Below are 12149 nucleotides of genomic sequence, written 5' to 3' on the forward strand. Positions count from 1 at the left end.
CATGTCGGTGGCCCGCAGCGCGTATGTCGGCGGCCCGCCCCCCGGCTGCGGCTCGCCCCCCCGCCGCAGCACGCCCTCCCGAGGGCGGTTCGCAGCCGCGGTCAGCGGGGCCGCCCCGCCCCACACCCCACGCCCACACCCCGCCCCCACGTCGCCCCCCCCGCGCTGCCCCCCCCGCGTCCTCACCTCACCTCCCCACCCCCCGCGCCAGCTCCGCGTCCAGGTCCTCGTAGGACTGGGCGGCCTGGTGGAGGAAGGAGCTCATGCCGTCGAGGCCCTGGATCGTGTTCTTGATGCCTCGCTTGAACTCCTTGAAGGACTCCTCGAAGGCCACGCTGCTGCGGCGGGTGGTGTAGCCGTCGCGGACCAGTTGCTCGATGTAGCGCTCCAGGGCTTCGAGGTCCTCGTCCATCGTGGTCCTCGCTTCCGTGAGGCGGCCCGCGGCGCGGCGCATTTCGGCGTAGGTGAGTTCGGCGTCCTTGGCCATGGGGGTCCTTTCGTCACTGGTGGGGAGCGTAGGGCGAGGCGGGGCGGGGGCCCGTGGGGGTGAAAGGGGTCGCGGGGAGCGGGTGCTCACTCCTTCGGGGGGCGGGAAGCGGACGAGGAGGTTCCGGATGGAGGGGAGTGGAGATCGGGTGAACGGGCCTTGCGACAAGAGGGGTTAGGGGCGTATTCGGGGCGTTTTCGGCCAAGTGCGGGGGGTCCGGGGAGCCTTGAGCGGCCTCCGTGCCGCTGGTACGGTGCGGGGGCTTGACATGGCCCGTGAGAGACGGACCGGCGGGGGATTCGCACGCGACAACGCGACGTGCGCGCGCCGGGGTTGAGGCCGCGAGTCACGGAACGTACCGGTATCCGCACAGTGCGCGGGTATCGGCGGGGATACGGGGAGCACGCGCGTGAAGGTCCAGGAGAGGGTGTCGGGCCGTGCGCCCGCGCCCGCCCAGCAGCCCGCTGTCGGCGAACGGCTGCCCAGCCCGCCCCGTGAGCGCAAACCCGCGCTCGCCGCGCTCGCCGTGCTCCTGATCCTCGCCGGCGCCCTCGCCGCGACGCTGCTCGTCATGAACGCGGGGGACCGCGTCTCCGTCGTGCGGACGACGAAGGCCATCCCGGCCGGTGGCTCGCTCTCCCGGGACAACACCACGGACATCCTCGTCGCGAAGGACGAGTCCATCAACTACCTGCCCTGGGACCAGATCGACCTGGCGAAGAGCAAGTACAAGCTGAGGTCCGCGCTGCCGGAGGGCTCGCTCGTCGTCGGCGAGATGCTGATCGCCAAGGACAAGTCGACGGTGGACGAGGGCAAGGCGCTCGTCGGCCTCGCCCTCAAGGAGGGCCAGTACCCGGGCGGGCTCAAGCCCGGCGACACCGTCGCGATCTACCACGTGGGCAAGGACGCGGGTGCCCCCGCGGCCGGGGAGTCCGGCTCCTCGGCGGGCAACCGCACCCTTCTCAGCGCCCAGGCCGACGTGAAGGACGAGGACGGCAGCTCCAAGGGCGGCGAGGCCCTGGCCACCGGTGACCGCACCGTCACCGTCTCCGTCCCGGCGAGCGAGGCCCAGGCCCTCGCCCAGGCGTCCTCCGTGGGCGAGGTCGCCGTCGTTCTCGTGCCCGGCCGCTCCCGCGACTGAGCCGGTTCACCAGGAGGTACGAGACATGGCGCTCATCGCACTCGCGGCGGACAAGGGCTCCCCCGGTGTCACCACGGCGGCCGTCGCGCTCGCCGCGATCTGGCCCCGCCGCGTGCTGCTCGCCGAGACCGACCCCGCCGGGGGCGACCTCGTCTACCGCAGCGCCGCCGCGCACGGCGGCCAACTCGACCCGAACCTGGGTCTGCTGTCGATCGCTGCCACAGCCCGCCGGGGTCTCGCCCCCGACCAGCTCTGGGACCACGCCCAAGCCCTCGCCGGTGGACTCGACGTCCTCGTCGGGCTCGGCGGCGCCGAACAGGCCGCCGGACTCAGCGGTACGTGGCCGCTCCTCGGCCGTGCCTTCGCGCAGCTCCAGGACTCGCCGCACGCCCCCGCCGACGTCATCGCCGACTGCGGGCGCGTCAGCGGCGACAGTCCCGTGCTCGACCTGCTCCCGCACGCGGCGCTCGTCCTCCTCCTCGCCCGCACCACGCCCGAGTCCCTCGCCCGCGTCCGCGACCGCGCGAGCCACCTCGCCCGCCGCCTGCACGGCGAACGGCGCGGCGCCGCCCAACTCGGGACTCCGCTCATCGGCGTACTCCTCGTGGCGGAGAGCGGCGGCGCGGGCAAGCTCGTGCACCAGCTCGACGAGATGCTCCACGCCACGCAGTCGGGAGCGCGCGTCGTCGGCACCCTCGCCGAGGACGAGTCCGGCGCCGAACAACTCGCCGGGCGCCGCCGGGGCCGCCTCGACAAGTCCCTCCTCGTGCGGTCCGCGCGGAAGGTCTCCGCGGACATCCAGCAGCGGTACGGGACGCTGTGGGCCACCGCGCCCGGCCCCAGCCCGGCCCCGGGCGGCCCCGCCGCCCCGGGCGCCCCGAGCCAGGGCGCCCCCGGCGCCCACGCCAACCCCGCCTCCGGCACCGTTCCGTTCACGCAGGGCGGCGCCGCCCCCGTATCCGTACCGCCGCAGGCCTCCGGACAGCCGCACGCCACCGGCCCGCGCCCCGCGCCCGGCTCACAGCCCCTGCCCGGCGCACAGCCCCTGCCTGGCGTCCGCCCCGCCCCCACGCAGGCCGGCCCCCACACCGCTCCCGCGCCCGGCGGCAGCGGACCCGCCTCCGGCTCCGCCCCCGGGCCCGGCTCCGCCCCCGGAGCCCCCCGGTGAGCGGGGTCGATCATCAGCTCGTCAAGCGGTTCCGGCAGGAGGCCGGGGACCGGATCGCCGAGCAGCGGCGCCAGGACCAGGCCGACGGCGTCGCCGCGATGTCCGGCGAGGACGAGCGGCAGTACGCGCGCGCCGTCATCGCGCAGATACTGGAGGACCACGCCCGCGGGGAGATCAACGCGGGCCGGACCCCCTTCGACGCCGAGACCGAGGAGGGGTACGCCTCCGCCGTGCACGCGGCGCTCTTCGGTGTCGGGCGGCTCCAGCCGCTCCTGGACGATCCCGAGGTCGAGAACATCGACATCAACGGGCACGACCAGGTCTTCATCGGCTACGCGGACGGCCACGAGGTCCTCGGCGAGCCCGTCGCCGAGAACGACGAGGAGCTCATCGAGCTGATCCAGGTGCTCGGCGCCTACTCCGGCCTCTCCTCGCGCCCCTTCGACTCCGCGAACCCGCAGCTCGACCTGCGCCTCCCGGACGGCTCCAGGCTCTCCGCCGTCATGGACGTCACGCGCCGCCCCGCGCTCTCCATCCGCCGTGCCCGCATGGGCAAGGTCTTCATGTCCGACCTCGTCGGCAACGGCACCCTCACCCCGGAGATCGGCCACTTCCTCGCCTGCGCCGTGCGCGCCCGCAAGAACATCATGATCGCCGGGGCCACCAACGCGGGCAAGACGACGCTGCTGCGCGCGCTCGCCAACGAGATACCCCCGCCCGAGCGCCTCATCACCGTCGAGCGCGCACTCGAACTCGGCCTCGACGCCTTCCCCGAACTCCACCCGAATGTGGTCGCGTTCGAGGAGCGACTGCCCAACTCCGAGGGCCAGGGCGCCATCACGATGGCGGAACTGGTCCGCCGCTCGCTGCGCATGAACCCCTCGCGCGTCATCGTCGGCGAGGTGCTCGGCGACGAGATCGTCACGATGCTCAACGCGATGTCGCAGGGCAACGACGGCTCGCTCTCCACGATCCACGCCAACAGCTCCGCCGAGGTCTTCAACCGCGTGTCCACGTACGCGCTCCAGGCCGCCGAGCACCTGCCCGTCGAAGCGAGCCAGATGCTCGTCGCGGGCGCCATCAACTTCGTCGTCTTCATCGAGCGCCGCAACACCTACCACCTCGGCGGCGGCCTCCAGCGCCTCGTCACCTCCATCCGCGAGGTCAACGGTGTCGACGGCCGCGTCCTGTCCAGCGAGATCTTCACCGAGGCCCCCGACGGCCGCGTCGTCCCGCACGCGCCCGTCTCCTGCCTCGAAGACCTCGTCGCGCAGGGGTATCGGGGGGCTTGGGGATGAACCACGACCACACGACGGCGAGCGGACAACTCGCCGCAGGACTCGACGCCTTCGGCGACTTCGGCGGCCTGCTCTCGCCGAGCGTCCTCGGAGCCCTCGGTGCCGGGCTGCTCGCGGGCGGCGGCTGCGCGCTGCTCGTCGTCGCGCTGTACGGGCTGCCCGCCAAGGCCGCCGGAGCGAACGGCCCCGGTGGTAAGAAGCGCGGTGCCGAACTCGCGCGGCTCCTCAGCCGCCGCGCCTCGGCCGCCGTGCTCGTCGGCGTGCTGGTACTCGTCGCGACCGGGTGGGTCATCGCGGGCATCGGCGCCGGCATCCTCGTCCTGACCTGGGACCGCCTCTTCGGCGGCGCCCGCGAGGAGCGCACCCAGATGCGCCGGGTCGAGGCCCTCGCCACCTGGACGGAGTCCCTGCGCGACACCATCGCGGGCGCCGTCGGCCTCGAACAGGCCATCCCCGCCTCGGCGCGCGCCGCCGCGCCCGCCCTGCGCCCGCACCTGGAAGCGCTCGTCGACCGGCTCCGCGCCCGCACCCCGCTGCCCGACGCGCTCCAGTCCCTCGCCGACGAGATCGACGACGCCTCGGCCGACATCATCGTCGCCGCGCTCATCCTCAATGCCCGCCTGCGCGGCCCCGGTCTGCGCCAAGTGCTCGGCGCGCTCGCGAAATCCGCCCGCGAGGAGGTCGACATGCGCCAGCGCGTCATGGCGCAGCGCGCGGCGACCCGCCGCAGCGTGCAGATCGTCGTGGCCGTCTCCGTGCTCTTCGTCCTCGGACTCGCCCTCTTCAACAAGGACTTCGTCTCGCCGTACAACTCACCCGTCGGACAGGTGGTGCTCGCCGGAGTCTGCGGGCTCTTCGCCCTCGGCTTCTGGTGGCTGCGCAAGCTCTCCACCATCGAGACCCCCGAGCGCTTCCTCGTACGGGACACGCAAACCCAGCCCGCACGACCCGACTTGAGCGCGCCGCGCGCCACCGGGAGCAGGACGGTGCCGCGGCGCGGCGGCGAGCACGAGGGGACGGTACGCCGGTGAACAGCCAGTGGATCGGGCCCGTCGTCGCGGGCGCCGTCGTCGGACTCGGCCTCTACGTGCTCGTACGGGCCCTGCTGCCCGGGGCCCGCAGCCCGCTCCAGACCGTGGCGCGCGTCGACGCGCTGCGGGCCAGGGGCGCGTACGAGCCCCCCGTGCACCGGGGTGGCAAGCACGAGGAGGACGACGGCAGGTTCGCCACCGCGCGCGCCTCGCTCGGCCTGCGCCTCGCCGCCTTCTACCGGCAGCAGGGCTGGGAACTGCGCTCCCTGCGTGCCGACTTGGCCGTGCTCGACCGGAGCTGGGAGAGGTTCCTCGCGACGAAGGTGCTGCTCGGCGTCGCCGGGCTCGTCTTCGGGCCCGCCGTCTTCGCGATCGTCGCGGTGCTCGGCATCGGGCGCAGCCCCCTCATCCCGGTGTGGCTCGCGCTCCTGTGCGGCATCCTCTTCTTCTTCCTGCCGGACCTGGAGATCCGCCGCGACGCCCAGGACAAGCGCCGTGACCTGCGGCGCGTCATCGGCGCCTACCTCGACCTCGTCGCGATGAGCCTCGCGGGCGGGCGCGGCCTGCCGGAGGCGCTGCTCGCCGCCGCCGAGGTGAGCGACGGCTGGGCCTCGCGTCGCATCCGCGACGCGCTCCAGGACGCGCGCATCACGGGGCACACGCAGTGGTACGCGCTCGGCCGGCTCGGCGAGGAGCTGGGTATCGAGGAACTCAAGGAACTCTCCTCGTCGTTGGCGCTCGTCGCCGACGACGGCGCGAAGGTACGGGACTCCCTCAGCTCGCGCGCCGAGACGATGCGGCACCGCGAAATGGCCGAGATCGAGGGCAGCGCGGGCGAGAAGTCGCAGTCCATGCTCATCGCCCAACTCCTGCTCTGCGCGGGCTTCCTGGTCTTCCTGATCTTTCCCGCCGCGATGCGGGTGTTCCAGATGTGAGCGCCGCCGCGCACGTACGGCGCGGGGCGCGCCCCGCACGCGTACGCGCGCGAGTCCACCGGAGCGACCGACCTCAGTACCGACCGGAGAGGACCCGGACACCATGAACGAACACGACGCACCCACCGAGAACTTCTACACGCGGCGCCTCGTCGGCTCCGCGCACCCCGCCGTCGCCTTCCTGGCGGCCTTCCTCCAGACCCGCTACCGCCGTGCCACCTCCGGTGAACTCGACCGGGGCGCCTCGGCGGTGGAGTGGGTCATCATCTCCGCCGTCGTCGTCGCGATCGTCGGCGTCGTCGCGGCGATCCTCAACGCGGCGCTCAAGGGCGGCGCGGACAAGGTCGGCAAGTGCATCGAAGGGGCGAGCGCGGACAAGACCTGCTGAACGAAGGCTGGTTGGGGAATACGGGCGAGGGGGCCGGACGTGGGGCGGGGGCGCGAAGTGCTGCGGAGGTGTCGCGGGGACGCCTCCGGCTCCGGCGTGCCTCCGACGGGCTCCGGCGTGCCCCCGAAGGGCTCCCGCATGCCCCCGCAGGACTCCGGCGCGGCCCCGAAGGGCTCCGGCGCGGCCCGGCACGGCGGCGACTCCGGCATGACCGCCATCGAGTTCGTCGTCCTCACCCCGATCCTCTTCTTCATGATCTTCGCGACGGTGCAGTTCGCGCTGTACTTCTTCGCCGACCACGTCGCGCAGGCGGCGGCGCAGGCCGGGGCGCGCAAGGCGCGGGCGACCGCCGACGAGCATCCGGGGGAGTGGCGCGGCGCGGCCCGCGAGGTCACGGACTCGTACATCGGCCAGCTCGGGCCCACGCTCGTCCTCGGCCCCGACGTGAAGCTCGTCGAGCCGCGCGCGCACACGGTCGGCGTGGAGATCACCGCGCGCGTGCCGTCCGTCTTCCCCGGGCTCGACCTCACCGTGCACGCGCGGTCGGTGGGGCCCGTGGAGCGGTTCGTGCGGGAGGGGGAGGAGTGAGGCGGCGCACGGACCATGGCCTCGCGGGGGACGACCGGGGGATCTCGACCGTCGAGGTCGTGATCCTCGCTCCCGTGATGATCCTCTTCATCCTCGTGCTCGTCGCGATGGGCCAACTCGTGGACGGACGTGGGGCGGTGGACAGTGCGGCGCGGGACGCGGCGCGGTCCGGCTCGCTCCAGTGGGAGGCGGGGACGGCGATGTCGGAGGCGCGGCGCGCGGCGGAGGCGGACCTGAGCGACGTGTGCGCGGGGCCCGTCGAGGTGCGCAAGACGAGCGCCGGCTTCGAGGACGCCGACTTCTTCTCGGTGGAGGTGAGTTGCCAGGTGCGCGGACTCGCGATGCTCGGGCTGGACGTACCGAAGACGCTGACGGGGAAGGCGACTTCGCCGCTGGACCCGTACAAGCGGAAGGCGGGGTGACGGTGCGGCTCGACAAGCTCAAGTCCCGTGTGCGGGAGCTGCGGTCGGACCGCGGTTCCGGTGCGGGGGCCGTGATCCTCTTCGCGCTCGTCTTCCTCTCCCTCGCCGCGTTCGTCGTGGACGGCGGGTTGTCGATCTCGCAGCGCGAACGCGCCGCCGACCTCGCCGAACAGGCCGCGCGCTACGCGGCGCAGGACATAGACCGCGAGGCGCTGTACGGCAACGAGGGCGAGGCGCCGATCAACGCGGGCAACTGCCCGGCCAGGGTGGCCGCGTTCGCGGCGGAGAGCGGGATGTCGGGGCCGGACGCGGCGGCCTCGGGGTGCGTGGAGGCGGACGCGGAGCACGTGGAGGTGCGCGTCCAGCTCACGTACCGGCCCGTCTTCACGGGCATCTTCTACGGCGGCTCGATCCACGTCTCGGGCACCGCGGTCGCGGAGAACAAGGTCGGCTGAGGTGGCGGGCGTGCCGTCGCCCGTGCCCGACGCGAGGACCGGCCGCGAGGGCCCGGCCTCGCCGAAGGCTCCCGTACGGGCCCCGCTGCCCTGACCGCGTGAGCGTACGGGCCCCCGCTACCCTGACCGCGTGAGACGAGCCCTGACGCCGCTGGCCGGCCTCCTCCTGTGTGCCTGCGCCGTGACGTCGGCGCTCGCGGGTGCCCGCCAGACCACGGCGACCCCGGCCCCGGGCGGCACGACCGCCGCCTGTGCGAGGCTCGCGGCACTCGTACCGGCCACGCTCCTTGGTCGTCCCCGCGATGCCCCGCCGCGCGCGGGAGCGGTGTCGTGGGGCGCGGGGCGGGCGGAACTGCGCTGTGGAGTCAGGGAATCGAGCCCGACCATCGACCCGTGCCTGGAGGTGGACGGCGTCGACTGGGTCCTCGACGAGCACCTCCTGAACGCGGAGTCGACGGCCCGCCTCACGACGTACGGTCGCCGCCCGGCCACTCAGTTCACGTACCACGGCCCGCGCGAGGACGTGGGGGGCTACCTGGTCTCGCTGCGGGACGCGGTACGGACGGCGCCCGGGACGGGGCACAAGTGCCTGAGCCTGGACGAGGTGGGCTGAGCCTCTCGCTATCCCGCCCAGCCCCGCAGGGTCAGGCGGGGCCCGTCGCCCAAGTAGCCGTCGAGAGCCGCGCGTGAGCCGGGGACGAAGGCGGTCGGGACGCGGGAGGCGGGGACCCACTCGACCCGCGCGTGTTTCTCCGGCTCGCGGTTGTGCGGCGTGCCCGTCCACTCGTGCGTCGTGAAGACGACGGTCAGCCAGCCGTCCGGGGCCGCCGTGCCCCTGCGGCCGTGGATGACGTGCGCCACCTCCAGGGATTCCGGGCGCAGTTGGACTCCTGTCTCCTCCGCTACCTCCCTGACCGCCGTCGCCGTGACCGGTTCGTCCGGCTCGCGTTTGCCGCCGGGCAGGTCCCACAGCCCGGCGCCGAAGACGTTGCTCCCAGCCCGTTGGATCAGGAGGAGCGCGTCGCTCGCCCGGTCGTGAACGATGACGGTCGCCACCAGCATGGTCATAGCGGGATACCTCCCCCGGTTCCGGGTCCGCCATCCGTGCCGCGCAACCTTAACTCCGCTGTCACAACGCCCTCTTGAGGCACCGGCGTACCGCTTCTAGGCTGCTTGATCGTCGGTCGCGTGTTCGACGCGTGGCCGTCGGCGCACCTGCACCACCCCCCGCGCTTCACGCCTCAGAGGGAGTCGCACGTGATCAGACGCCCCGCGGTCGCCCTGGCCGCCGCCTCCGCCGTAGTCGCAGGACTCGCCCTCGCCGGGCCCGCCGTCGCCTCGCCCGCGCACCACGCGAGCCCGCGCGGCGGCACCACCCACGCCGAGAACGACCGCGTGCCCGCCGGTTCCGCCTGGACGCAGGAGTACTTCCCCTCCTCCGACCGCTCGGGCACGCAGCTCCACGCCGACGTCCTCCTCCCCGAAGGGCTCAGGAAGGGGCAGAAGGTACCCGTCATCCTCTCCGTGGGGCCTTACTTCGGGCACTCCGGGCAGACCGACGACGAGGGCTTCACGCACACCGGGCCCTCCGCCCGCTTCAACGACTTCATCGAGGGCAGCGACCTCTTCAAGCAGGGGTACGCCTTCGTCATGGTCGACCTGCGCGGCTTCGGCGGCTCCACGGGCTGCCTCGACTGGGGAGGCCCGGGCGAGCAGGCCGACGTCAAGGCCGCCGTCGACTGGGCGGGCAAGCAGTCGTGGTCCACCGGCAAGGTCGGCATGTACGGGAAGTCCTACGACGCCGTCACCGGGCTCGTCGGCAACGACCTCGACCAGAAGCCCCTCAAGGCCGTCGTCGCGCAGGAACCCGTGTGGGACCTGTACCAGTACATCTACTCCAACGGCGTCCCCCGCCCCAACGTGACCGGCACCGCGAACGCCTACAACTCCATCGCCACGCTGCCCCAGTTGGCCGACGACGACCCGCACTACCTCGCCAATGCCACGTACGAGCGGCAGCACCCCGAGTGCCTCACCCAGAACGCGGACGGCTACAAGATCGCCGACCAGAAGTCCGCGCACTGGAAGGCCCGCGACCTCGCCGCCAAGGCGAAGGGCAGCGACACGCCCCTCTTCGTCACCCAGGGTTTCGTGGAGAACAACACCAAACCCGAGGAGATGCAGGAGTACCTGGACAACCACCACGGCCCCGAGCGCGGCTGGCTCGGGCAGTGGGACCACGTACGCGGCGGCGACCGCGTGAGCGACGGGCGCCTCGCGATGGGACGCGAGGGCTGGTACGCGGAGACCCTCTCCTTCTACGACCAGTACCTCAAGGGCAAGCGCCCCGAGGTGAGTTACCCCGCCTTCGCGATCGAGGACTCGACCGGTGCGTGGCGCGCCGAGCGCTCCTGGCCCACCACCTCCCGTACCACCACCGTGCGCCTCGGCGACGGGGCGTACGTGGACGACGGCGGCGCATCGGCGCGGACCTCGCCGGCGCTGAGTCCCCAAGCGAGCGGCGCCTCGGGCGACTTCGACATGGAGCACGCTCCCGCGCTCGATCCCGTCGCACCCCAGGGGCTCGCGAAGGGCCTCGCCGAGATCCAGGAGGCGGGGGCCGTCACGTCGAGCTACTTCACGTGGTCGCGCCCGCTCGCGCGGGACACCCGGATCACCGGGACGCCGAACATCTCCTTCAGGGCCAAGGGCTTGGGCAACGTGATGCTCAAGCTCTACGACGTCGGCACGGACGGCAAGGCCGTCATGTTCGACGAGCAGGTGTCCCTCGTGAAGAGCGGGCGCGTGTCCGTCGACCTGAAGGCGACGGACTGGACCCTCAAGGCCGGGCACGTGCTCGGGGTCGAGGCCGGATCGATCCAGAGCGGGTCGTGGCGGGACACGCCGAGCGGTGAGACGATCCGCGTGGACGACGCCCGGCTGGCGCTCGCCCTCGACGACCCGGCCCGCGACATCGCCGCGGCGGGGGAGCGGTCGCCGTTCCTGGACACGTATCTGCGGCAGTACACGGTGACGCTGGCGGCGGGGGAGGGAAGCTTCACGCTGCCGCGGGCCTGAGGGAGGACGCGCGGTAAAGGGGTACGGGCCCGCTGACCGGCGGCCCCGTACCCCTCCCTCAGCGCGCCAGCCGCTCCCCGTCCCCCATCGCGATCACCGGATGCCACTGCGGGCGCAGCTCCCTCAGCAGGGCCACCAGGTCCGCCCGGGCCAGGCTCACGCAGCCGTGAGTCGGGCCCCCGTGGTCGACGTGGACCCAGATGCCGCCGCCCCGCTCCTCGCCCAGCGGGCGGGCGCGGTCCAGCGGGGAGACGCCCGCCACCCGGTTGTAGTCGATCGCCAGGACGTGGTCGAAAGCGGTCGCGAGGGACTCCCCCGTGAAGCCGGTGCCGTCCTCGGCGAACTCGTCCGACCTGTCGTAGGGCAGGTGCGTGCCCGGGTTCGGGAGGAGACCGCCCGCGTCGCCGATGCGGTAGACCCCGGCGGGGGAGCGCAGGTCGCCCGAGTGGTGGTCGTCCGTCCAGCCGCGCAGCGCGTTCCGCGCCGGGCGCGCGCGACCGGGGAGCCAGCCCCCGGCCTCCGTACGGGTGTAGAGGCGAGCCGTCCCCCGGTTCGCGTCCGGGCCCGCACCCTTCACCACGAGGACCTGCCGCGCGTTCGCGGGGACCCGTGCCAGCGTCTCCGGGCCGAGCCCGGCCGTACGGAGCCCGCCACGGCCCGTACCGCCCGTCCCGTACGCACGGCCCGTCCCGCCCGCACGGCCCGCCGAGGTGACGGGAGGGGTGGCGAAGGCGGTGACGGAGGACGCCGTGAGAGAGGCGACGGCGGCCGCGCCGGGTGACCCGGCAAGCGCCGCACCCGCTTCCCGCCCCGCCGCGCTGCCTCCTCCCCGCGCTCCTGCCGCGGGCACTCCCGGCGCCCCCGCCGCCCCTCGAACCTCCCGCGCCCCCGCCGCCGGTACTCCCCGCGCCCCCGCCGCCCCCCGCGCACTCATCGCCGCGGCCCCCGCCCCGCTCCCCGCACCCGGTGTCCCGTCCGCTGCCCCGAGCGTCATCCCCGCGACCCCCGCCACCATCGTGCCCGCGAGGGCGGCGGCGAGGGGGAGGAGGCGGCGGCGGGGGCGGTGCGCGCGGGGACAGGGGTGTCCCTGGGCTCTGCGGGGCTCGGTCATGATGATCAGTCTTGACCGAATCGCGCCGATACGTCGCCTCTTCCGCG

14 protein-coding genes are annotated in these 12149 nt (G+C 73.5%); 11 read left to right on the forward strand and 3 right to left on the reverse strand.

Translation table 11 applies throughout. The annotated features are described in order from the left end of the window. Positions 1 to 187 precede the first annotated feature (187 nt). Positions 188 to 487 carry a WXG100 family type VII secretion target gene (locus tag ACIP4O_RS28995; RefSeq protein WP_401578969.1) on the reverse strand — a complete coding sequence of 100 codons (300 nt, stop codon included), beginning with the start codon at positions 485 to 487 and terminating at the stop codon, positions 188 to 190. Between the two features lie 409 nt (positions 488 to 896). Here ACIP4O_RS28995 and ACIP4O_RS29000 point away from each other — a divergent pair, with 409 nt between their 5' ends. From ACIP4O_RS29000 to ACIP4O_RS29045, 10 genes are all read left to right on the forward strand, one after another. After that, a complete protein-coding gene (locus ACIP4O_RS29000; protein WP_401578972.1) occupies positions 897 to 1628 on the forward strand; it encodes an RcpC/CpaB family pilus assembly protein in 732 nt (243 codons plus the stop codon). 25 nt (positions 1629 to 1653) lie between these two features. Continuing rightward, positions 1654 to 2796, forward strand: coding sequence for a hypothetical protein (locus ACIP4O_RS29005; protein ID WP_401578975.1), 1143 nt, complete (start codon positions 1654 to 1656; stop codon positions 2794 to 2796). Beyond that, positions 2793 to 4094: a CpaF family protein gene (locus ACIP4O_RS29010; protein ID WP_095682367.1), complete on the forward strand. Its 1302-nt coding sequence runs from the start codon at positions 2793 to 2795 to the stop codon at positions 4092 to 4094. Before ACIP4O_RS29005 ends, ACIP4O_RS29010 begins: the two co-directional genes overlap by 4 nt. Beyond that, positions 4091 to 5125, forward strand: a complete 1035-nt coding sequence (locus ACIP4O_RS29015) for a type II secretion system F family protein (RefSeq protein ID WP_401578978.1) — start codon at positions 4091 to 4093, stop codon at positions 5123 to 5125. Before ACIP4O_RS29010 ends, ACIP4O_RS29015 begins: the two co-directional genes overlap by 4 nt. Next, the gene (locus tag ACIP4O_RS29020; RefSeq protein WP_361329216.1) at positions 5122 to 6060 is read left to right on the forward strand and encodes a type II secretion system F family protein; all 939 of its coding nucleotides are present in this window, start codon (positions 5122 to 5124) and stop codon (positions 6058 to 6060) included. Before ACIP4O_RS29015 ends, ACIP4O_RS29020 begins: the two co-directional genes overlap by 4 nt. A 103-nt stretch (positions 6061 to 6163) precedes the next feature. Next, positions 6164 to 6448 carry a hypothetical protein gene (locus ACIP4O_RS29025; protein ID WP_007823446.1) on the forward strand — a complete coding sequence of 95 codons (285 nt, stop codon included), beginning with the start codon at positions 6164 to 6166 and terminating at the stop codon, positions 6446 to 6448. Between the two features lie 138 nt (positions 6449 to 6586). Continuing rightward, positions 6587 to 7036: a TadE family protein gene (locus ACIP4O_RS29030; protein ID WP_401578980.1), complete on the forward strand. Its 450-nt coding sequence runs from the start codon at positions 6587 to 6589 to the stop codon at positions 7034 to 7036. Further along, positions 7033 to 7458 (forward strand): TadE family protein, encoded by a 426-nt coding sequence (locus ACIP4O_RS29035; protein ID WP_401578981.1) that lies wholly within the window; start codon positions 7033 to 7035, stop codon positions 7456 to 7458. Before ACIP4O_RS29030 ends, ACIP4O_RS29035 begins: the two co-directional genes overlap by 4 nt. A gap of 2 nt (positions 7459 to 7460) precedes the next feature. Then, positions 7461 to 7913 carry a TadE/TadG family type IV pilus assembly protein gene (locus ACIP4O_RS29040; protein ID WP_401579071.1) on the forward strand — a complete coding sequence of 151 codons (453 nt, stop codon included), beginning with the start codon at positions 7461 to 7463 and terminating at the stop codon, positions 7911 to 7913. Between the two features lie 130 nt (positions 7914 to 8043). Further along, on the forward strand, positions 8044 to 8526 hold the full coding sequence (locus ACIP4O_RS29045; RefSeq protein ID WP_401578982.1) for a DUF3515 family protein: 483 nt from the start codon (positions 8044 to 8046) through the stop codon (positions 8524 to 8526). An 8-nt stretch (positions 8527 to 8534) separates the two neighbouring features. Here ACIP4O_RS29045 and ACIP4O_RS29050 read toward each other — a convergent pair whose 3' ends face one another. Beyond that, positions 8535 to 8981 (reverse strand): NUDIX domain-containing protein, encoded by a 447-nt coding sequence (locus ACIP4O_RS29050; RefSeq protein WP_401578984.1) that lies wholly within the window; start codon positions 8979 to 8981, stop codon positions 8535 to 8537. Between the two features lie 189 nt (positions 8982 to 9170). On the opposite strand from ACIP4O_RS29050, the gene ACIP4O_RS29055 reads away from it, so the two are divergent. After that, positions 9171 to 10991, forward strand: a complete 1821-nt coding sequence (locus tag ACIP4O_RS29055) for a CocE/NonD family hydrolase (protein WP_401578986.1) — start codon at positions 9171 to 9173, stop codon at positions 10989 to 10991. A gap of 58 nt (positions 10992 to 11049) precedes the next feature. Here ACIP4O_RS29055 and ACIP4O_RS29060 read toward each other — a convergent pair whose 3' ends face one another. Beyond that, positions 11050 to 12102, reverse strand: coding sequence for a hypothetical protein (locus ACIP4O_RS29060; RefSeq protein WP_401578988.1), 1053 nt, complete (start codon positions 12100 to 12102; stop codon positions 11050 to 11052). Positions 12103 to 12149: the final 47 nt, after the last annotated feature.

Origin of the sequence: Streptomyces sp. NPDC088923 (assembly GCF_044749745.1) — a bacterium.
GTDB lineage: Bacteria > Actinomycetota > Actinomycetes > Streptomycetales > Streptomycetaceae > Streptomyces.

Bases quoted from the DNA above. Each gene is read 5' to 3' on its own strand.
- ACIP4O_RS28995 (WP_401578969.1), bottom strand. From the start codon at position 487: ATGGCCAAGGACGCCGAACTCACCTACGCCGAAATGCGCCGCGCCGCG.
- ACIP4O_RS29005 (WP_401578975.1), top strand. From the start codon at position 1,654: ATGGCGCTCATCGCACTCGCGGCGGACAAGGGCTCCCCCGGTGTCACC.
- ACIP4O_RS29015 (WP_401578978.1), top strand. From the start codon at position 4,091: ATGAACCACGACCACACGACGGCGAGCGGACAACTCGCCGCAGGACTC.
- ACIP4O_RS29025 (WP_007823446.1), top strand. From the start codon at position 6,164: ATGAACGAACACGACGCACCCACCGAGAACTTCTACACGCGGCGCCTC.
- ACIP4O_RS29030 (WP_401578980.1), top strand. From the start codon at position 6,587: ATGCCCCCGCAGGACTCCGGCGCGGCCCCGAAGGGCTCCGGCGCGGCC.
- ACIP4O_RS29050 (WP_401578984.1), bottom strand. From the start codon at position 8,981: ATGACCATGCTGGTGGCGACCGTCATCGTTCACGACCGGGCGAGCGAC.
- ACIP4O_RS29060 (WP_401578988.1), bottom strand. From the start codon at position 12,102: ATGACCGAGCCCCGCAGAGCCCAGGGACACCCCTGTCCCCGCGCGCAC.